We start from the raw sequence: 18,963 nt of genomic DNA on the forward strand, positions 1-18,963 counted from the left end.
TATCATGATTAATTTTTCAATTTGATTATAACAAAAACCGTACATTAATTAAACAGATATTGAAAATGTCCGTGAATAAATAAAAGGTTCAGTAATAGTATATCACTGAACCTTCTGTTATTCTTCTATCTTCTTACCGATAAAAACAATCTGCTGCTTCAGCACTTCAATCTTCCCGTCTTTTGTTTCGTGGAAAATCGGCTGTTCCATCCGCTTCACGGGTGTATAGCCCGATGCTCTCATGCGACTCAGACAATCTGCAATCGTTTCATGATCCAGCACTTCAAATTTCATCTGTATCATACGCTTTCAATCGTTTACTGCGCAAACCTTTGACCCAGAAGCCGCCATGAATATTTTTAGGCTCATAGGCGATGATAAATGCTTTTGGATCCAGCTGTTTCACTGTATCCATCAGTTTCAGTTCATATTTTCGCGGCGTCAATATTTGCATGACCATCCGCTGACCATCGCGTCCATTGGCTGCATAGTGAGTAACACCGTAGCCAAGGTCGCGCAGCTTTCTTGGAATATCCTTTTCATAATCGGCTGTAGTCACATTGACGACAATGTAACCTAATGCGATCCATTCTTCAAGTTTCATTCCGATGATTATTCCAGCACCAAAGCCCAGCGCATACGCGAGTACATTTTCAATCTTATCAAGACTGTTCAACACAAGCCCAAGACCTACAACGTAGATCATCGTCTCAATGACAGACACACCTGCTGCATAGTAACGGTATCCTTTCAAAGTAAGAATCATCCTCATCGTCAAACAAGTCACATATACCACATTGATCAGAAAAATGACGGCTATCATTATTAACGGGTTATCTAACAAAGGCGCACCTCCTCAAGTACTAAGGAATTCTATCAAAGAATGAAGGAGTATGCAATATTACTTGATCAATTCATCAAATGAATATCTGGAAATCGGCATCATTCTTTTATGCTGTGTCTTCAAGTAATGTTTTTCGATGACTTCTCTCGCTTCAGCCGGCACTTGTCTGCCTTCAAGATAGTCATCGATCGCTTCATAGGATACTCCTAGAGCCACTTCATCCGGCAGCTGTGGTTTATCTTCTTCAAGATCTGCGGTCGGCTTTTTGTTGTATAGATGTTCAGGACAGCCCAAATATTTAAGAATGGCGCGGCCTTGTCGTTTGTTCAGCCCGAATAATGGCAGCACATCAGCACCACCGTCACCATATTTGGTATAGAAACCGGTGATACTCTCAGCAGCGTGGTCTGTCCCAAGCACAATACCCTGATTGGCAGCTGCCACAGAATATTGAACTTTCATACGTTCTCTCGCTTTTTCGTTTCCTTTTTGGAAGTCAGTCAGTTCAATCCCTGCATCGCGCAGTGCTGTGGTACTCGCTTCGACACTCGGTTTAATATTGACTGTCAGCTCTTTAGTGGCATTAATGAAATCAAGCGCATCTTGACAGTCCTGTTCATCTTTTTGTGTGCCGTAAGGTAGACGGACAGCAATAAAAGAATAGCCGCCTTCTGTTTCTTCATTAAGTTCATCGACTGCCATCTGTGCTAGTTTGCCGGCAAGCGTAGAGTCCTGCCCACCCGAAATTCCGAGTGTCATAGATTTCAGAAAACTATATTGCTTCAAGTACGTTTTTAAGAAGTCAACGATTGCACGTGTTTCCACTTCCGGATTGATTTCAGGTTTAACCTTCATTTCCTCGATAATGTTTTCTTGTAACGTCATTTACTCCACGTCCTCTACTTTATTAGATACTTCGTGTATCTTGTCGTTTTTGTTGTTCCAGCACGCTGTACTTAAATCGACGGGATATTCCTGCGGATTCAAATAACGCTTCGTCTCTTCCCAGATTAATTCCAGGTTGTCGAGATGAAAAGCTGCGATATCTGCAAGTTGAGGTGTTTTATAAACCAGTTCTCCGTCAGTGAAGATATCAACATGCAGATCTTTTGCTGTAAAATCTTTTACCCGCTTTTTCTTATAAGTAAAGATTGGATGGAACATATTCAGCTCAGATTCGACACTTGGATCTTCATGTTCAAGTGTAATGTAGTCTCCTTCAGATTTACCGGTTTTGTTATTGATGATGCGGTACACTTTCTTTTTGCCTGGCGTCGTTACTTTTTCTGCATTGTTAGATATTTTGATTCGGTCTTGAAGCTCACCTGTTTCGTCCGCGATTGCGACCAGTTTGTAAACAGCACCGAGCGCCGGCTGATCGTAAGCGGTAATCAGTTTAGTACCGATTCCCCAGGCAGTTACTTTGCTGCCTTGCTGCTTCAAGCTGATAATAGTCTCTTCATCAAGATCATTGGATGCAAAGATCTTGGCATCAGGGAATCCGGCATCATCCAGCATTTTGCGGGCTTCTTTAGATAAGTAGCTCAAATCCCCTGAATCGAGACGGATACCGACAAAATTGATTTGATCCCCCAATTCCTTGGCTACACGAATCGCATTCGGTACACCGCTTTTTAATGTATGGAATGTATCGACAAGGAAGACACAGTTTTTATGACGTTCCGCGTATTTCTTGAACGCGACATATTCATCGTCATACGCCTGCACCATCGCATGGGCGTGTGTCCCTGAAATCGGAATACCGAACAGCTTACCTGCCCGGACATTACTTGTAGAATCAAAACCTGCAATGTAAGCAGCTCTCGCACCCCATATAGCTGCATCCATTTCTTGAGCACGTCTCGTACCGAATTCCATTAAAATCTCATCCTGCACCACTTGTTTAATACGGCTTGCTTTCGTAGCGATGAGCGTCTGGAAGTTGACGATGTTCAATACGGCTGTCTCAATCAATTGCGCTTGTATTAACGGAGCCTCCACTCGAATCAGCGGTTCGTTGTTAAAGCAAATTTCACCTTCCTGCATTGACCGGATATTCCCTGTGAAACGAAGGTCTTTTAAGTAAGCAAGATAATCTTCCTGATAGCCCTGCTCTCTCAAATATTCAATATCTGTTTCTGAAAATTTGAAGCGCTTAATATATTCAATGATGCGCTCAAGACCTGCAAATACCGCGTAGCCTGATTCGAACGGCATGCTGCGAAAATACACATCAAATACCGCCGTGTTCTCATGTATCCCATCAAACCAGTAAGTCTCACCCATATTAATCTGGTATAAATCGGTATGTAGCATTAAACTATCGTCTTCTTTTAGAAACATATTATCCCTCATTTGCTTTTGATGTATTTAGTTTATCATATCATATTTATTTTCAAAATCTTGTGCAATCAATGCTACACTGTATGTATCAATTAACCGAGGAGTCTATCATGAACCAAAAGAAACTCATCGCTGTTCTCACCATCATTGTTTCCATATCCGGACTGTCTCAAGGGATGCTGCTGCCTCTGATTGCGTATATATTCGAACAGGACAACGTGCCGAGTCATATTAACGGACTGCATGCGACATCTCTCTATATCGGTATGTTCGGTGCTTCATTATTCCTGGAGCGTTTGCTGCGCAAATTCGGCTATCGATCACTCATTATCATGGGCGGACTGCTCGTCTTCCTCTCGCTCATGATGTTCCCGGCATTTGATTCCATGACATTTTGGTTCATACTACGGATTCTGATAGGGGTGGGTGATAACGCCCTCCATTTTTCCACGCAGTCGTGGCTGACGGAAATTGTTCCAAGACACAAACTCGGGCGGACTATGGCTGTTTACGGTCTTAGTTTTTCACTGGGATTCATGCTCGGACCGATGCTTGCGCAGCTCGTCACGTACAATACTGCACTGCCATTTCTCGTCAGCGCCGGCATGACACTTTGTGCCTTTCTGCTTGTTCTCACGCTGAAAAATAGTTATCCGCCTGCTAACCAAGGAACGATTTCACTGAAATCCACCTTCAGCAATTTCGGCAGAGTCATCTATGTATCTTGGATTGCATTTTTGTTTCCACTTATATTCGGCGTCATAGAAAGTACGCTGAACAGTAACTTTCCGGTTTTTGCGCTCAATCATCAACTGACACTGGATGATATCACATGGATCTTACCTGCTTTCAGCCTAGGTGCCATCCTGCTGCAAGTGCCGATCGGCAGCCTGACCGACAAATATCAGCGCAGTCATGTCATGGCAGTACTCACCCTGTTAGGCGGTCTGACCTTTATTAGTGCTGACCTGTTCATCGCTAACCGCTGGCTGATGATATTGATCTTCTTCCTTGCCGGAATATTTGTAGGCTCACTCTACTCACTTGGTGTCAGTTACATGGCTGATATTACACCGGGCGCACTGCTGCCTGCAGGTAATTTGATGTGTGGTATCGCGTATAGTATCGGCAGTATATCCGGACCGATTGCTGGAGGGCTCGTTATTCATTATTCCAACAATCAGTTTTATTTTGTGATCGTCGGTCTGATTATCATGATGACCAGTGCCGTGACCTTTCTATTCATCAAAAAATCAGCCGGTCGTGTTTCAGCATAAGCTGTCACATGATATAATCGTTCTTAAAACTATTAATTGCAGGAGGGATTCCATTGATCAGAATCAATAAAAACGAAAGTCCCATTCGTGCGTTCTCAGACGAAACTTTAAAGGATATCGTGCTGAAATCAAGATTTTTTGAATATCCCGATGAGGAATATGACCAGTTCATCGCAGCTTATGCTGAATTCAACGATTTCACAGCCAATCAGCTGTCTGCTGCCAATGGTTCAGATGAATGGATTCAAAAATGTATGATTGCTCTCGGCTCCGGTCCAGTACTCACATTGAATCCCGACTTTTTTATGTACACAGACTATGCTGCACAGTTCGAGCGACCGATTCATTACGTAAACTGTGACCAGGATTTTAACTTTGACTTGACCGAGATACTCGCTGCAATGGATGAACTGAAACCATCCTTCTTCATATTGAGTCAGCCGAACAATCCGACCGGCATACTGTTCAGCGATGATTTCGTGCAGCAGTGCAGCACGAAAATGCAGTCACTCGGCGGCTACATCATATTAGATGAAGCCTACATCGAATTCAGTAGACCTTACACCGTCCCTGAAGGACAGCATGTTATCCGAATGCGCACGATGAGCAAAATTTATGGCTTTGCAGGTCTTAGAATCGGCATCGTCATCTCACACCCTGACACTATCAAACTGCTGAACAGCATTCAGCATCCTTATCCGATCAATACGCTCAGTCTGCAGCTTGCTACCCATCTTCTTCAAGACAAGACACATCTCGCTGAATTTTTTGATTATCAGCGCGCACGTGCAAAGCAGCTTCGTCAAATATTTCTGGCACAGTCTGACGTCATCCATGTCATTCCGTCAGAGACGAATTTCATCATGACTTACGGCGAACATGCATTATCACTTGGACGATATATAGAAGCCCATGGCTTCCTGCCGAGGACGTATCCAGATGATGATTTATTAAATGAGGTCGTCCGTTATTCAATCGCTACAGAAGAACAGTTGACTCAACTTGAGCAGATCACCCTTGACTGGCGGAGAGCATTCGATGCGTCTCATCAAAATTAAAAAAATATTAACAATGTTCATCACGCTCTTAACTTCCTTCATGCTATGATGTGATTAAGAGGTGATTTTTTTGTATGCAGAAGCCGTTCAATTTATAGAACTCATGCATCACGAACTGAATATAGCTCCTGAGATAACGACCAGGCGGTTAAGCAGCATCAAGTCAGACATCGAAGCAACTGGAACGTACCATCACACATACGAAGAACTGGCTTACGGCGCAAAAGTCGCATGGCGTAACAGCAATAGGTGCATCGGCCGTCTGTTCTGGGATAAGCTGCATGTATTGGACCAACGGCATCTGACTGCTGAAGAGGAGCTGTTAAACGCTGTCGTCCACCATATTGACTATGCAACAAACAACGGCAAGATCCGCCCGACGATTACTATATTTCCGCAGGGCACTGTAACGGAAGCACCTTTCGTCATCGCCAATGACCAGCTTATCCGGTATACCGATGATCCTATTGCCGCACCTTTCAAGCCTATCAGTCAAACAGACAATCATATTCTGCCGCTTCTTTATAAGTACGGTGGACAGCTGAAAACTTTTGAGATCCCTCAGGAAGTCATCCTAGAAGTGCCGCTCATGCATCCGGAATATCCCGCGTTCGGAGCATTAGGATTGAAGTGGTATGCGGTCCCTATGATTTCTGCGATGGACCTCAAAATCGGCGGCATCACTTATGCTGCTGCACCTTTCAATGGCTGGTATATGGAATCGGAAATCGCGAGCCGCAACTTGATTGACAGCTATCGCTATGACCTGCTGGAAACTGCAGCGGATACATTCAATCTCGACCGGTCAACAACTACCAGCTACTGGCGTGACAAAGCACTGGTTGAGTTAAACTATGCGGTCTATCATTCGTATAGAGCAGCAGGTGTATCGATAGTAGACCACTACACGGCAAGCAGGCAGTTCGAAAAATTTGAACATAATGAAGCAGCAGCAGGAAGAAAAGTGACAGGCGACTGGACATGGCTTATACCACCGATATCTCCGTCACTCGTCCATAATTTTCATAAAGGCTACGATAACACTTATAACAATCCGAACTTCTATTACCGCAGCAAAAAAAGCTGCCCATTCTTAGCGCAGCTGCAGCGGCACAATGCCGACAACCAGACTTGAGGATGGTTGCCGGCCTTGTGCTATTTTTCTCCTTCATTTTCCTGTTGTATCATCATCTCATCATAGAAGTCTTCTACTTCCTGCTTCTTCACATTCTTTAAATGATTATTCTTCGCACAGACGACGCCACTGGCATATCCTATCTTCACACGGCACGTTTCATCTTCACTGAATGTATTGTTGATGATGAATATATCTTTGTTGTGAACTCCTTCAAAGCTCTGAAATAATATGGCATATTTACTGTTGATAGAGTGAAAATGATTGTGATCAATCATCGTCATCTCACCCGCCTGTACACCATGATCAATCCCGTCAGCGTCATATGAGTATTTTCCTTTATTCACTGCAAGGTATCTGACGCCGCCTTCACAGTTGCTGAATGTATTATTCGTGATTCTCAGCACCTTACTTTTTAGGAAGGTGAGTGCATAGTCTCCCATCTGATCAAACGTGTTGTTCTCAATGAAGATATTTTCGTAATAAATTTCGTATCTGCTCGCATGTGAACCTATCGCACGGTTCCAAGGCTTCATCATCGGATCGCCCGAATTACCGAAATAACACCCTGTAATGATGACATTTTTCGTCGGGGTACCGTCATAATCACCGAACTTCGGAAATGAGTTTTCCAGCTGCAGGTCAATCTGAACGGCTTCAGAAAATGCACGGCTCCCGTCATCATCACGGAAGCCAAGAAACTTACAGTTCCTTACTTCAAAGCCGTCAATACCGCACGCATCTATCGCATGGCCCTGCACGACGTTTTTGAAAGTGACATCTTCTATTAATATTTCTCTCGCATGGCCGAGTGACATAATGCTGTTGTTGAAATTCAGCACATGTCCGTACTGATCAAATGTCCCGCCTCTCACAGTAATATAGCTATGCCCATCATATCCCTTGAAATGAGCGTTTCGCTTCCCATTTTTCAGCATCGCAAATGGACTCATACGTCTCAGCACAGCATCTTCATGAAGAGTGAGTGTTGTATGACCATAGATGACGAGTTCATATCCGATATAGTACGTTCCTGCTGGAATATATACTTCGACCGGTCTTTTCTTCGCTTGATTAAGTGCGCGCTGAATACCAATCGTATCCCATAAGGCATTCCTACCTTTTGCGCCGTAATCTCTTACATTTATTTTTGAAACAGTTGTTTTTTCCACGATTTACACCTACATCTTCTATATAATGAAATTGAATGATTATATTATACCCTGTTGGAGGATGATTAGATGGAAAATGCACTGATAATTGTTGATTACTCTTATGACTTTGTCGCGGATGACGGCAAGCTGACATGCGGTAAGCCCGGTCAGTCCATCGAGCAGACGATTGCCCGCAAATTCCAGCAATATATTGCTGCAGAACGACCGGTATTCATTATGATGGACCGTCATCATGACAATGACCCATACCATCCGGAAACGAAACTGTTTCCACCTCATAATATCGTCGGAACGCCGGGCAGAGAATTATACGGCAAAGTCAACGACGTTTATAACGATCTTCAGCACCATCCGCTTGTGACTTGGATTGACAAAACACGCTACAGTGCTTTTGCCGGCACTAATCTGCATCAGCTGCTGGCAGAACGGCATATCCAGGCAATTGAACTGACAGGCGTTTGCACTGATATCTGTGTACTGCATACGGCAGTGGATGGTTATAATTTAGGCTATCAGATGACTGTAGATAGCGACGCTGTCCAATCTTTCAATGCAGAAGGGCACCGCTTCGCTCTTTCACATTTTAAGAACACACTCGGCATGACGGTTCACGGTGAATCATGATAAACTATACTTATCTTTTTAAAGGAGTAGAGAAGAACTATGACTAAAATTTTAACTTTTGGACATCAAAATCCTGATACAGATACCATCACATCTGCCATCGTCATGCAGGACTTACAGCAACAGACAGGCAAAGACGTTGAAGCCGTAAGACTCGGTGATATCAGCGCAGAAACTGCATTCGCTTTAGACTACTTCAATGTGGAAGCACCACGATTCATCAAAAAAATAGATGGTGACAGTGTGATCTTAGTGGATCACAACGAATTCCAGCAGTCTGCCACTGGCATTGAAACAGCTCAAATACTGATGGTTGTCGACCATCACCGTATTTCAAACTTTGAAACATCAGCACCTCTTTATTATCGTGCTGAACCCGTCGGCTGCACTGCCACTATTCTGAACAAAATGTACAAAGAGAATCAACTTGAAATCAAACCTGAAATAGCCGGATTAATGTTATCTGCCATCATCTCTGATACACTGCTGTTCAAATCACCGACATGTACAGAGGAAGATATTCAGGCAGCCGCTGAACTAGAACAGATTGCAGGCATCAACAAAGAGACATATGGTCTTGATATGCTGAAAGCCGGCGCATCTACTGCTGATAAATCAGCTGAAGACTTATTGAACATCGATGCTAAATCATTCTCTATGGGCGACAAAGAAGTTCGTGTAGCACAGGTCAACACGGTTGACATTGACGAAGTCTTCCAGCGTCAGGAAGAAATCGAGAATGCGATCAATGCTGAAACAGCAAATAACGGCTACGACCTATTCGTGTTAGTAGTGACAGACATCATCAACTCTGATTCAAAAATTCTCGCACTTGGTCAACAGCAGGCTGCCGTTGAAAAAGCATTCAATGTTGCCCTGGATAAAAATGCTGCCTTGTTAAAAGGCGTCGTCTCACGTAAGAAGCAAGTCGTCCCTCAGTTGACTGACGTATTATCTTAATATTATTAGGAGGCTTTTATTATGGAAATCAAACAAGGTGACCATCGTTTCTATATTGGTGAAGATACAGACTTTCAAGCAGAAATCACTTTTGTGCCTCAAGCTGATACTTTAGTCATCGATCATACATTTGTCGATCCATCGCTGCGCGGCCAGGGTATCGCAAAACAGCTGGTCGACCGCGTGGTTGCGTACGCACGCACTGAAAACAAAAAGATTCTCCCTCTATGTTCTTACGCTCGTGTTGTCATGGAGCGCGACAAATCGACACATGACGTGTTGAAACAATAATAACGGGACCGGCATTTGCCGGCCCCGTTATTTTTTAACAATGAAAAAATGGTAGTTTTAACATATCATGAGTTTTCAGAAAAATCAATCTTTATACAAATTTCAAACCGATAATAGCGATGATGATCAATGTAATTAAGATGATTTTCTGCACACTGACTTTCTCGTGAAAGAACAGCATACCGACTACGACACTGCCCATGGCACCGATTCCGGTCCATACACCATAAGCTGTTCCAAGAGGAATATGCTTGATCGCAAGCGACAATAGAAACAAACTCGTCAAGCTCAGCGCAAACCAGATGACGGTCCATTTCTTATTACTGAAGCCTCTGCTATTTTTAAGTGCAATCACCATCAGCACTTCCATGATGCCGGCACTGATTAATATGATCCAGCTCATTCTGGTTCAGCTCCTTCTACAAGTTTCAGGCCGATGATTGAACTAATCAATATCACAAGAAACACTGCTTTCCATGCGCTCATGCCTTCACCAAGAAAAAGATAACCGTACAGAACAGTACCGATAGCGCCGATTCCTGTATAGATGGCATAAGCTGTTCCGATTTCCAGCCGCGACAAACTATAGGCGAAGCAGTAGAATGATGCTGCCATCACTATAATCGTAAAGATAGTCCATGGGATATTCGTAAACCCATGGGCGTATTTCAAGCCGACTGCCCATACGACCTCCAATAAACCGCCAATCACTAAAAACATCCATGCTTTATTGATTTTCAAGCTGTTTCCTCCTACTAAAACTCAAGGCCTATCTGCTTTTTCACTGCTTCTACAACGCGCAGTGTATCAAGACTTGTCCGTTCATTATGATTTGTAAGTTTAAGGCGACATGCTGTGATGAAATTCGCCACCTCATATGACATCGGCGGTGCCTCATGAGTCAACGCTTCAACTACTTCTCCCGATCTCGTCAGCTTAACGATGTGGTTCGGCGCTGAAATTTTGTCTATTGTGATGATGCCTGATTCGCCGATAATCTCAGACGGCAGATAACTATCTGCTATTTTGCTGAAACTCAGTACAGCGGTCATTTCTTCATACTGACAGATGACTGTGCCCTGCCCGTCTGCTCCTGTTGATAATTTCTCCGCCACTGCATGGAGCGTATTGGGTACACCGAACAATTTGACAAGAGGTGCAATGGTATAAACGCCGAGATCCATCAATGCACCGTTTCCTAGTTCGGGTTTGAAGGCATTTTCAATGATGCCGTCTTTCAACTTATCATATCGTGAAGAATATTGATTGTAGTGAAAATTAACCCGGCGGATTGTACCGATATCATGAATCCATTGTTCCAGCTGCTTAAACGCTTCAGATTCCGTCGATTTCATTGCCTCCATCAGCACGACATCATTGTCACGCGCCGTCTGAAACATTTCTTCCGCCTGCTTGACTGTCAGCGTCAGCGGCTTTTCGCATAATACATGCTTGCCGTGATTCATCACATCAATCGACTGCTGAGCATGCAGTAAATTAGGTGTTGCTATGTAGACCGCATCAAACTCACGGCTTGTCAGGAAAGCTGTCCAGTCATCAAATCGATGGTCAATGCGATGTTTATCTGCAAACTGATCAGCTGTTTCCATCGTTCTTGAATATACCGCTGTCACTTCAAATCCTTCTACTGTTCTGCCCGCTTCTATTAAACGATCTGTAATCCAGTTCGTTCCTATTATACCAAATCTCATATCGTCACCTCTTCTTAAGCTGTATTAATTCTAACATGTTTCGATTTGATGTACACTTAAGATAAAAGTGAATGGAGTGAATAACATGTCCCATCAACCACAAGTAGATGCCATGAATGCTTTTTTTGATACAGATGCTACAAAAGATATCAAGTTCCGAAAGAAGCAGCTGAAGTCGTTGCGTAAAGAAATCAAAAAAAGAGAAGCTGACATTTTGAAGGCGTTGAATCAAGATCTCGGCAAAGGAAAAGTCGAAGGCTACGCGTCTGAAATCGGAATTATTCTGAAATCTATCAGCATGTTTTTAAAAGAGCTGAAAAACTATAGTAAGCCTGAGTCTATGAATACACCGATGCTTCAGTTTCCCGCGAAGAGCTATGTTGTACGTGAACCGCTTGGTACTGTCCTAATCATCGGCCCGTTCAACTATCCATTTCAACTGATCATGGAACCATTGATTGGTGCTATTGCAGCTGGAAACTGCGCCGTCGTCAAACCGTCTGAACTGACACCGAATACAAGTCAAGTCATTGCTGAGATTATTACAGCCGCATTTGAACCCAATTATGTCACGACAGTTCTCGGTGAAAAAGACGTCACATCAGCACTGCTGAAAGAAAAGTTTGACTTCATTTTCTTTACCGGCAGTACAAAGGTTGGTCAAATCGTCTATGAAGCTGCAAGTAAACACTTAACACCTGTAGCACTTGAACTTGGCGGTAAGAGTCCTACTATCATCGATGAGACGGCGAACATCAAAGTCGCTGCTGAGCGGATTGCATTTGGTAAATTCATGAACGCCGGTCAGACATGTGTTGCACCGGACTATATATTAATCGACCGCAAAGTAAAAGATAAGTTCATCAAGGCGATGCAGAATACGATTACCGAATTTTACGGAAAAGACATCGAGCGCAGTGAAGATTTCAGCCGAATTGTCAACGACAGCCACTTCAAACGATTGAGCGGATTGATAGACTCTGCAGCAGACCGTATTGTGTTAGGAGGTCAGACAAACGCTGATAGTCGTTATATCGAACCTACACTCATCGATGAAGTCACATTAAGTGACGATGTGATGCAGGAAGAAATTTTCGGACCGATATTACCGATTATTACATTTGATTCACGGGATGAGGTATTCGATATTGTCCGCACATTCGACAAACCTCTGGCACTATATGTCTTCAGTGAGGACAATGACTTCGTCAAAACAGTATTCAAGCGCCTGTCGTTCGGCGGTGGCTGCGTCAACGATACACTCATGCATGTTTCAAACCCTTATTTACCGTTCGGCGGCGTTGGTCCGTCAGGCATCGGTACTTATCACGGCAAATATTCATTCGATCTGTTCAGTCATCAGAAAGCCTATATGACTAAAAGTACGAAACTCGAAACAGGCCTGCTCTTCCCGCCGTATAAAGGGAAATTCAAGTATATTAGACAACTTTACAAATAAGAATGCATACAAGACTGCTGATTAATCAGTGGTCTTTTTTTGTTTTTTGATAGAATCATCACAGCGCGGTTTTAAATTAAAAGTTTCCAATTTGGAAACTTTCCACATTTTTATAATAGTATATGTTATAATTAAAGATTTTATTAATACACAATTTTCAATAGCCATCGCCAGTCTATTTTGAAGCAGCTCAGTATATTCTCAACCTTCTACTCACACAAAAAAACCGCTCCTCATTACCCGGAGCGGTTTAATTCACGCATTAATATAAGTCTGTTCTACGTGATTTAAATATCGGAATAGCTTGCCGGACTGCGTCAGACTGCTCTGTCTTAATTTCAGCAGTTATCGTCGCTTCATCCATCTCTGCTTCTGCTATTACGTCACCTAGCGGACTAATCACCATTGATTTCCCGCCAAACACAGTACGTTCACATGTCCCTGCACCGTTGCTTGCAACGACGTAACATTGATTTTCTATCGCACGTGCTGTCAACAGCGCCGTAAAATGACGGATTCGTTCAATCGGCCATTCTGCAACGACAAACAATAGTTCCGCGCCGTCAACGGCCAGTCTTCGTGTTATTTCAGGAAACCTAAGGTCATAACAGATGATCATCCCCATCTTCATGCCGTCAAGTTCAAACGTTTCAAACTTATTGCCTGCTTCCAGAAAGCTGGGTTCATCAAGCATCGGCACTAAATGGATTTTGTCATAATGATGGATGATATTGCCGCGCCGGTCGATGACGATGGACCGGTTACGAAATTTAGTGCCGGCTTTTACGGCAATAGAACCTGCCACAATATTCACGTTCTGATGTTTCGCAGCTTGCTGCAGCATCGTGATTTCCCGGCTCCCTTCATCGTCGATTAAATCTGCTAAGCGATTCAATGTATACGAAGTATTCCACATTTCAGGAAGCACGGCGATATCAATATCATCCGGCAGCTGATTCAGCCAGTCGGCCACTTTTTTAATATTATCTTTCGGCTGCCCTGGAATGACTGCCATCTGATAGACTGCTGTTTTCATTTGGATCACTCCTTAGAGAAACTGTACGCAGACACCTTCAGCTGCTTGTTTGTCATTTTCAAGCAATGTCAATTGACCTGTCTCTCTATCTCTCTCAAATAATGACACATTGCCACTTACTTCATGGGCACATACTAAAAATCTGTCACTTCGTGTAATGTTGAAGTCACGCGGCCAATCTCCCCCGCAATCAGTCATCTCAACAAGAGACAGCCGACTGCCGTCTCCCTCAACTTTGAACACTGCAATACTTTGATGGCCTCGGTTAGAAGCATAGACGAACTTGTTATCGTGACTCAAACGGATCGCTGCGCCTTGTGTATTGTCTGTAAAATCATCAGGCACTGCGTGATGCTGTTCTAATATTTCAAAATCACCGTCGTTGTATTTCAGCACGAAGACGTCGTTGCTCAGTTCGGTGAACACGTAAGCATATTGACCATTGTTATGGAACGTCAAATGTCTCGGACCGACACCCGCCGGCAGTTTCAGTTCGCCGACTCTGTTCAGACCGTTGTCACTGAATTTGAATGTAATGACTTCATCTGCTCCTAGATCAACTGCAACTGCATACTTCAAGTCCGGTGTCTGCTGAATATAATGCGTATGTGCTTTGTCCTGACGATCTTCGTTTGGTCCTTCGCCTTGTTGAACGACCGTATCAATCAACTGCAGTACTTCCCCTGTTTCTGGTTTCAGACTGTAGAGACGGGCCTGTCCTGCACCGTAAACTGCTTCAAATAAAAATTTACCGTCATCAGATACCCAGATATGACAGCCGCTTTCTGCTGATTCAAGACAATCATTGATGAACTCAAGTTTTCCTTCTGCATCGATTCGGTAGGCAGCAACGCCGGCTTTATCATTTTCTTTCTTAATGCCATATAAGAAATCTCCGTGCTGAACCACATAAGTGGATGCCTGCACTTCGTAACCTGTTTCAATGGTTTCTAATTTTTTCGCTTCTTCATTAAGTTCAAAACGGTAAATTCCTTTCCCATCTTTTTTCGTATAAGATCCAATATAACCTACAGTATTTACCATGTTGATTCCTCCTCTTGTTTCTCTCATTCTATCAGACTATTCCCGCTTCAAAAAAACATATGCAAAATGAAAAATTTTTCTTGCCATGAGTTTAGTAATACATTACAATTTGTTTGGTCAAAATAAATTAACAGTTATATAAAACATATAGTTAAGTATTACTATATTTTACAATTCGCTGAAAATTGTGAGGTGCAGCATTGCTCAAACCTATAGAAATCAAATCATTTACACAGATAGATACAATCAAACATAGCTCAACGCCATTGTTTGATGCACTTAAATTATATGAATCAGAGAACGTCACCAGTTTCGATGTGCCAGGTCATAAACGAGGACTGGACCCTCAGTCTGAACTTTATTATTACGGTCAATCGACTTTGCGGCATGACGTCAACTCTATGCCGCAGCTGGATAATTATGATAATCCTAAAGGGGTCATCAAAGAAGCGCAGCATCTGCTCGCTGACCTTTATCTTGCAGATGATGCTCACTTTCTTGTCAACGGGACAACAGAAGGTATCCAGACAATGATCTTCTCTGTGTGCAGACCGGGAGACAAGCTGATTCTTCCAAGAAATGTTCATAAATCAGTGCTGAATGCGATGGCACTTGCTGACGTTACACCGATTTATGTTACACCGGAATTTGATGCGACGTTTGGTATTGCGCATAACTTAAGCTATGACCAAGTTAAACGTACCATCAACAAACATCCCGATGCCCGTGCAGTCTTTATTATGAATCCTACTTATTTCGGCGCAGTGAGTGACCTGGCATCTATTACTGAACTTGCACATATGCACCATATGCCGGTGCTCGTTGACGAAGCACATGGCGCGCATTTCAGATTTTCACCTCAGCTGCCGCTGTCCAGCATGGAAGCCGGCGCAGACATGGCAGCGACCAGCCTTCATAAGACAGGCGGCTCATTCACTCAGTCGAGCGCACTGCTCGTCCAAGGAGATTTAGTTGATAAGCGCAAAGTCAAAAGCGTCATCAATATGCTGACGTCAACGAGCGCGTCTTACCTGCTGATGTCGTCGCTCGATATCGCACGGAAAAACCTGGCACTGAACGGCTACCAGCGATTTGAGCAGTTGATGCCTGCTGTTCAGGCATTCAAGCGGGCAGTCAATGACATTCCTGGGTTTCATATGCTGGACGGATTCGTGTTCAAGGAACTGTATCAGCAGCAGCTCGATGAATCGAAGCTCACTATTTATATTGATACAACAATCGAACTGTCAGGATTTGAAGTATACAAACTGTTGCGCAGTGATTACAACATCCAGATGGAACTTGCTGAACCTAACTTAATCATGGGCATTGTCTCCATCGCCGACAATGAAGATGTACTGAACCGCCTGCTGCACGCACTGCAATCCATCAGCAGACGCTATCATCAAAGTGACGGAGCAGTTCACTCCCCCGTACTCAAACAGCTTAATATTCCAGAGCAGGCAATAGGGTTGAGAGAAGTACTCTATGCTGATAAACGCCCTGTTAACATTGAACAGGCTGTCGGAGAAATCTGTGCTGAATCATTAATGATCTATCCACCGGGCATTCCGATTGTGATGGCGGGAGAACGCATCACCCAGGAGATCATCGATTACTGGCAGTTCATCAACAACCAGCCGATTCTTAAGATCGGCACTGAAAATTCAAATCAAGTTTATATTGTAGAGAAAAGAGGAAAATAACTATTATGAAATTAACCACTTTAGGACGCCACGTATTAATTGAGTACTACAACTGTGACAAAGATATCTTAAAAGACCACGACAAAATCGAAGAAATCATGAACGAAGCGGCACGTGTATCAGGTGCGACTATCGTTGAAAGCTGCTTCCACACATTCAATCCGTACGGCGTATCAGGTGCCGTCATCATTTCTGAATCACACTTAACGATTCACACATGGCCGGAATACGGCTATGCATCGGTCGATGTCTTCACATGCGGTGATACAGTAGACCCATGGAGAGCAGAAGATTATCTTGAAAAAGCATTGGGTGCAGAACTGTCTGATTCATACGAAATCGGCCGCGGTATGGCTGACAAAATCCACAAGTATTCTAAAGGTGAAATCGTTGTCGAATCATTCAAACCTGTTGAAGTAGAAGTTAAATAAGGAGGCCATTATGTTAGATCTTTGGTATACAGAAAACCACACAGATAATGTTCGTTTCTCAATCAAGACCAATAAACATATCCACTCTGAGCAGTCCGATTTCCAGCAGATTGACTTCTTCGAATCTGAAGAGTTCGGTACATTCTTTACGCTGGACGGCCTGATGATGGTCAACGAGAAAGATGAATTCGTCTATCACGATATGATCACACACGTAGCGATGGCGACGAATCCTAACATCAAAAAAGTATTAGTCATCGGTGGCGGTGACGGCGGCACGGTCCGGGAATTAACGCGTTACGAGTCTATCGAACAGATCGATATGGTTGAAATCGATGAGCGTGTTGTTCGTCTATCACAGGAATATCTGCCGATTACTGCAGGTAAGCTTGAAGACCCGCGCGTCACTCTTTTATTCGAAGACGGCCTTGCTTACGTCAAGAACAAAGAAGACGGCTACTATGACTTGATTCTTGTTGATTCCACAGATCCAATCGGTCCTGGCGAAGGTCTGTTCTCGCACGACTTCTACAACAACTGTTTCCGTGTACTGAAAGAAGACGGTATTTTAATCAACCAGCATGAATCACCGTACTATCCGTCTTACGCACATGAAATGAAGCGGGCACACTCTAAGATCAAAGGCTTATTCCCGATCACACGTGTGTATCAGTTCCATATGCCGACGTATCCATCAGGTCACTGGCTGTTCGGTTTTGCGTCCAAGAAATATGATCCACTGAAAGATGCAGATTTAGATGCATGGAACAAACTCGGCCTTAAAACAAAGTACTATAACACAGATATCCATACAGGTGCGTTCGCTCTGCCGACATTCGTCAAGGAGATGCTGAATGATGCAACCGAATAAGCATGTCTATATGGCCTGTGAGGCAACCTTTGAAGACGCGTCCACTGTTATCTACGGTGCGCCTTTTGACGGAACAGTCTCGAACCGTCCTGGTACACGTTTTGCGGCAGATGCCATCCGCTCAGAGTCATACGGGCTTGAGACTTACAGTCCTTACCTTGATAAAGACCTGGAAGACGTCAGCATCATGGATTCAGGAGATGTGGATATTACAATCGGCAACAAAGTGAAGGTGCTGGATGAACTGGAAGATACAGCCCGAGAAATCTTAGCGGCCGGCAAGCTTCCTTTCATGATCGGCGGCGAGCATTTAGTGACGCTCGGTCCTTTCCGTGCCGTTCACGAAAAATATCCTGATGTTGTTCTTGTCCAGCTTGATGCTCATACAGATTTACGCGATGACTATATGGGCGAGCCTTTAAGTCACGCGACAGTCGTCCGTCGTATTCATGACATCACAGGTAACGGCCGTATCTTCCAATATGGTATCCGCTCAGGCACTAAAGAAGAATTCGACTGGAGTAATGAACATACGACACTAGAAAAATTCTCTATCGATACTTTGAAAGACCTGCCGGGCATCCTGAAAGATACGCCTGTCTATGTAACGATTGATCTGGACTGCCTTGACCCGTCCATCTTCCCGGGTACCGGCACACCGGAACCAGGTGGCTTGACTTACAAGGAACTGGAACCTGCATTCAAAGTATTCGAACAGCTGAATGTCGTCGCAGCAGACATCGTGGAGCTCTCTCCACCGTATGATGCATCAGGTGTATCTAATGCAGTCGCGGCAAAAGTCGCACGCGAACTGATGCTTGCTATCACTAAATAATAAGAATCCCTGGATGCTATCCAGGGATTCTTTTATCAAATTTCTACATGGTCTGCTTTGTTTGGTGTTTCCTGCCGAACAAACGGCTCATCATCAACATACGAATCAGAAGCTGCACGGTTTCTACAACTGGGACGAAGTATATATCCAATAACAGCGGCT

At 43.7% G+C, this 18,963-nt stretch carries 21 protein-coding genes; 11 read left to right on the top strand and 10 right to left on the bottom strand.

The features are described from left to right. Positions 1-117: 117 nt before the first annotated feature. The 4 genes from AC3IPL_RS08600 to AC3IPL_RS08615 form a co-directional block, all read right to left on the bottom strand. Complete coding sequence (locus tag AC3IPL_RS08600) at positions 118-294, bottom strand: NETI motif-containing protein (RefSeq protein WP_489242328.1); 177 nt, start codon at positions 292-294, stop codon at positions 118-120. Continuing rightward, entirely contained in the window at positions 284-823 is a 540-nt protein-coding gene (locus AC3IPL_RS08605) for a DUF2179 domain-containing protein (protein WP_489242330.1), read from the bottom strand. The genes AC3IPL_RS08600 and AC3IPL_RS08605 overlap by 11 nt, the downstream gene beginning before the upstream one ends. Positions 824-901: 78 nt before the next feature. Further along, positions 902-1,729 (bottom strand): NAD(+) synthase, encoded by an 828-nt coding sequence (nadE, locus tag AC3IPL_RS08610; protein WP_489240631.1) that lies wholly within the window; start codon positions 1,727-1,729, stop codon positions 902-904. After that, on the bottom strand, positions 1,730-3,187 hold the full coding sequence (locus tag AC3IPL_RS08615) for a nicotinate phosphoribosyltransferase (protein ID WP_489240635.1): 1,458 nt from the start codon (positions 3,185-3,187) through the stop codon (positions 1,730-1,732). It lies immediately after the preceding gene. 44 nt (positions 3,188-3,231) lie between these two features. On the opposite strand from AC3IPL_RS08615, the gene AC3IPL_RS08620 reads away from it, so the two are divergent. The 3 genes from AC3IPL_RS08620 to AC3IPL_RS08630 all read left to right on the top strand — a co-directional run bounded on the left by AC3IPL_RS08620 (position 3,232) and on the right by AC3IPL_RS08630 (position 6,657). Further along, a complete protein-coding gene (locus AC3IPL_RS08620) occupies positions 3,232-4,464 on the top strand; it encodes an MFS transporter (protein ID WP_489242332.1) in 1,233 nt (410 codons plus the stop codon). Between the two features lie 53 nt (positions 4,465-4,517). Continuing rightward, positions 4,518-5,522, top strand: coding sequence for a pyridoxal phosphate-dependent aminotransferase (locus AC3IPL_RS08625; protein ID WP_489240637.1), 1,005 nt, complete (start codon positions 4,518-4,520; stop codon positions 5,520-5,522). A gap of 70 nt (positions 5,523-5,592) precedes the next feature. Further along, positions 5,593-6,657, top strand: coding sequence for a nitric oxide synthase oxygenase (locus AC3IPL_RS08630; protein ID WP_489240639.1), 1,065 nt, complete (start codon positions 5,593-5,595; stop codon positions 6,655-6,657). A 20-nt stretch (positions 6,658-6,677) separates the two neighbouring features. Here AC3IPL_RS08630 and AC3IPL_RS08635 read toward each other — a convergent pair whose 3' ends face one another. After that, positions 6,678-7,829, bottom strand: coding sequence for a glycosyl hydrolase family 28-related protein (locus AC3IPL_RS08635; protein ID WP_489240642.1), 1,152 nt, complete (start codon positions 7,827-7,829; stop codon positions 6,678-6,680). A gap of 69 nt (positions 7,830-7,898) precedes the next feature. Between AC3IPL_RS08635 and AC3IPL_RS08640 the strand changes: the two genes are divergently transcribed. Genes AC3IPL_RS08640 through AC3IPL_RS08650 form a run of 3 tightly spaced genes read left to right on the top strand, consistent with a single transcriptional unit; the run spans position 7,899 to position 9,707 of the window. Beyond that, complete coding sequence (locus AC3IPL_RS08640; protein WP_489240644.1) at positions 7,899-8,456, top strand: cysteine hydrolase family protein; 558 nt, start codon at positions 7,899-7,901, stop codon at positions 8,454-8,456. Positions 8,457-8,495: 39 nt separating this feature from the next. Further along, positions 8,496-9,416: a manganese-dependent inorganic pyrophosphatase gene (locus AC3IPL_RS08645; RefSeq protein ID WP_489240646.1), complete on the top strand. Its 921-nt coding sequence runs from the start codon at positions 8,496-8,498 to the stop codon at positions 9,414-9,416. A 21-nt stretch (positions 9,417-9,437) separates the two neighbouring features. Continuing rightward, positions 9,438-9,707, top strand: a complete 270-nt coding sequence (locus AC3IPL_RS08650; protein ID WP_489240648.1) for a GNAT family N-acetyltransferase — start codon at positions 9,438-9,440, stop codon at positions 9,705-9,707. Between the two features lie 91 nt (positions 9,708-9,798). Here AC3IPL_RS08650 and AC3IPL_RS08655 read toward each other — a convergent pair whose 3' ends face one another. Genes AC3IPL_RS08655 through AC3IPL_RS08665 form a run of 3 tightly spaced genes read right to left on the bottom strand, consistent with a single transcriptional unit; the run spans position 9,799 to position 11,419 of the window. Then, positions 9,799-10,110, bottom strand: coding sequence for a DMT family transporter (locus tag AC3IPL_RS08655; protein ID WP_489240649.1), 312 nt, complete (start codon positions 10,108-10,110; stop codon positions 9,799-9,801). Further along, positions 10,107-10,427, bottom strand: coding sequence for a DMT family transporter (locus AC3IPL_RS08660; protein ID WP_489242333.1), 321 nt, complete (start codon positions 10,425-10,427; stop codon positions 10,107-10,109). Before AC3IPL_RS08660 ends, AC3IPL_RS08655 begins: the two co-directional genes overlap by 4 nt. 35 nt (positions 10,428-10,462) lie before the next feature. Further along, positions 10,463-11,419 carry a Gfo/Idh/MocA family protein gene (locus tag AC3IPL_RS08665; protein ID WP_489240651.1) on the bottom strand — a complete coding sequence of 319 codons (957 nt, stop codon included), beginning with the start codon at positions 11,417-11,419 and terminating at the stop codon, positions 10,463-10,465. A gap of 85 nt (positions 11,420-11,504) precedes the next feature. Here AC3IPL_RS08665 and AC3IPL_RS08670 point away from each other — a divergent pair, with 85 nt between their 5' ends. Then, a complete protein-coding gene (locus tag AC3IPL_RS08670) occupies positions 11,505-12,878 on the top strand; it encodes an aldehyde dehydrogenase (protein ID WP_489240653.1) in 1,374 nt (457 codons plus the stop codon). A gap of 262 nt (positions 12,879-13,140) precedes the next feature. Here AC3IPL_RS08670 and AC3IPL_RS08675 read toward each other — a convergent pair whose 3' ends face one another. Together AC3IPL_RS08675 and pglS are read right to left on the bottom strand one after the other, a co-directional pair. Beyond that, the gene (locus AC3IPL_RS08675; protein ID WP_489240654.1) at positions 13,141-13,914 is read right to left on the bottom strand and encodes a carbon-nitrogen family hydrolase; all 774 of its coding nucleotides are present in this window, start codon (positions 13,912-13,914) and stop codon (positions 13,141-13,143) included. Between the two features lie 12 nt (positions 13,915-13,926). Continuing rightward, positions 13,927-14,958, bottom strand: coding sequence for a 6-phosphogluconolactonase (pglS, locus tag AC3IPL_RS08680; RefSeq protein WP_489240656.1), 1,032 nt, complete (start codon positions 14,956-14,958; stop codon positions 13,927-13,929). A gap of 200 nt (positions 14,959-15,158) precedes the next feature. Here pglS and AC3IPL_RS08685 point away from each other — a divergent pair, with 200 nt between their 5' ends. From AC3IPL_RS08685 to speB, 4 genes are read left to right on the top strand one after another with little or no spacing between them, the layout of a single operon-like run. Beyond that, entirely contained in the window at positions 15,159-16,664 is a 1,506-nt protein-coding gene (locus AC3IPL_RS08685; RefSeq protein WP_489240658.1) for an aminotransferase class I/II-fold pyridoxal phosphate-dependent enzyme, read from the top strand. A 5-nt stretch (positions 16,665-16,669) separates the two neighbouring features. After that, positions 16,670-17,095, top strand: coding sequence for an adenosylmethionine decarboxylase (gene speD, locus AC3IPL_RS08690; protein WP_489240659.1), 426 nt, complete (start codon positions 16,670-16,672; stop codon positions 17,093-17,095). A 10-nt stretch (positions 17,096-17,105) separates the two neighbouring features. Continuing rightward, positions 17,106-17,966 carry a polyamine aminopropyltransferase gene (gene speE, locus AC3IPL_RS08695; protein ID WP_489240661.1) on the top strand — a complete coding sequence of 287 codons (861 nt, stop codon included), beginning with the start codon at positions 17,106-17,108 and terminating at the stop codon, positions 17,964-17,966. Beyond that, entirely contained in the window at positions 17,950-18,801 is an 852-nt protein-coding gene (gene speB / locus AC3IPL_RS08700; RefSeq protein WP_489240663.1) for an agmatinase, read from the top strand. The genes speE and speB overlap by 17 nt, the downstream gene beginning before the upstream one ends. Positions 18,802-18,963: the final 162 nt, after the last annotated feature.

The sequence above is a fragment of the Macrococcus sp. GL_134 genome, assembly GCF_057834705.1.

What these genes read in the sequence shown, in the direction of transcription:
- AC3IPL_RS08615 (WP_489240635.1), bottom strand. Translation starts at nt 3,187, where the DNA reads ATGTTTCTAAAAGAAGACGATAGTTTAATGCTACATACCGATTTATAC.
- speD (WP_489240659.1), top strand. Translation starts at nt 16,670, where the DNA reads ATGAAATTAACCACTTTAGGACGCCACGTATTAATTGAGTACTACAAC.
- AC3IPL_RS08675 (WP_489240654.1), bottom strand. Translation starts at nt 13,914, where the DNA reads ATGAAAACAGCAGTCTATCAGATGGCAGTCATTCCAGGGCAGCCGAAA.
- speE (WP_489240661.1), top strand. Translation starts at nt 17,106, where the DNA reads ATGTTAGATCTTTGGTATACAGAAAACCACACAGATAATGTTCGTTTC.
- AC3IPL_RS08670 (WP_489240653.1), top strand. Translation starts at nt 11,505, where the DNA reads ATGTCCCATCAACCACAAGTAGATGCCATGAATGCTTTTTTTGATACA.
- AC3IPL_RS08650 (WP_489240648.1), top strand. Translation starts at nt 9,438, where the DNA reads ATGGAAATCAAACAAGGTGACCATCGTTTCTATATTGGTGAAGATACA.
- nadE (WP_489240631.1), bottom strand. Translation starts at nt 1,729, where the DNA reads ATGACGTTACAAGAAAACATTATCGAGGAAATGAAGGTTAAACCTGAA.
- AC3IPL_RS08645 (WP_489240646.1), top strand. Translation starts at nt 8,496, where the DNA reads ATGACTAAAATTTTAACTTTTGGACATCAAAATCCTGATACAGATACC.
- speB (WP_489240663.1), top strand. Translation starts at nt 17,950, where the DNA reads ATGATGCAACCGAATAAGCATGTCTATATGGCCTGTGAGGCAACCTTT.
- pglS (WP_489240656.1), bottom strand. Translation starts at nt 14,958, where the DNA reads ATGGTAAATACTGTAGGTTATATTGGATCTTATACGAAAAAAGATGGG.
- AC3IPL_RS08600 (WP_489242328.1), bottom strand. Translation starts at nt 294, where the DNA reads ATGAAATTTGAAGTGCTGGATCATGAAACGATTGCAGATTGTCTGAGT.
- AC3IPL_RS08665 (WP_489240651.1), bottom strand. Translation starts at nt 11,419, where the DNA reads ATGAGATTTGGTATAATAGGAACGAACTGGATTACAGATCGTTTAATA.
- AC3IPL_RS08640 (WP_489240644.1), top strand. Translation starts at nt 7,899, where the DNA reads ATGGAAAATGCACTGATAATTGTTGATTACTCTTATGACTTTGTCGCG.
- AC3IPL_RS08605 (WP_489242330.1), bottom strand. Translation starts at nt 823, where the DNA reads ATGATAGCCGTCATTTTTCTGATCAATGTGGTATATGTGACTTGTTTG.
- AC3IPL_RS08655 (WP_489240649.1), bottom strand. Translation starts at nt 10,110, where the DNA reads ATGAGCTGGATCATATTAATCAGTGCCGGCATCATGGAAGTGCTGATG.
- AC3IPL_RS08660 (WP_489242333.1), bottom strand. Translation starts at nt 10,427, where the DNA reads ATGTTTTTAGTGATTGGCGGTTTATTGGAGGTCGTATGGGCAGTCGGC.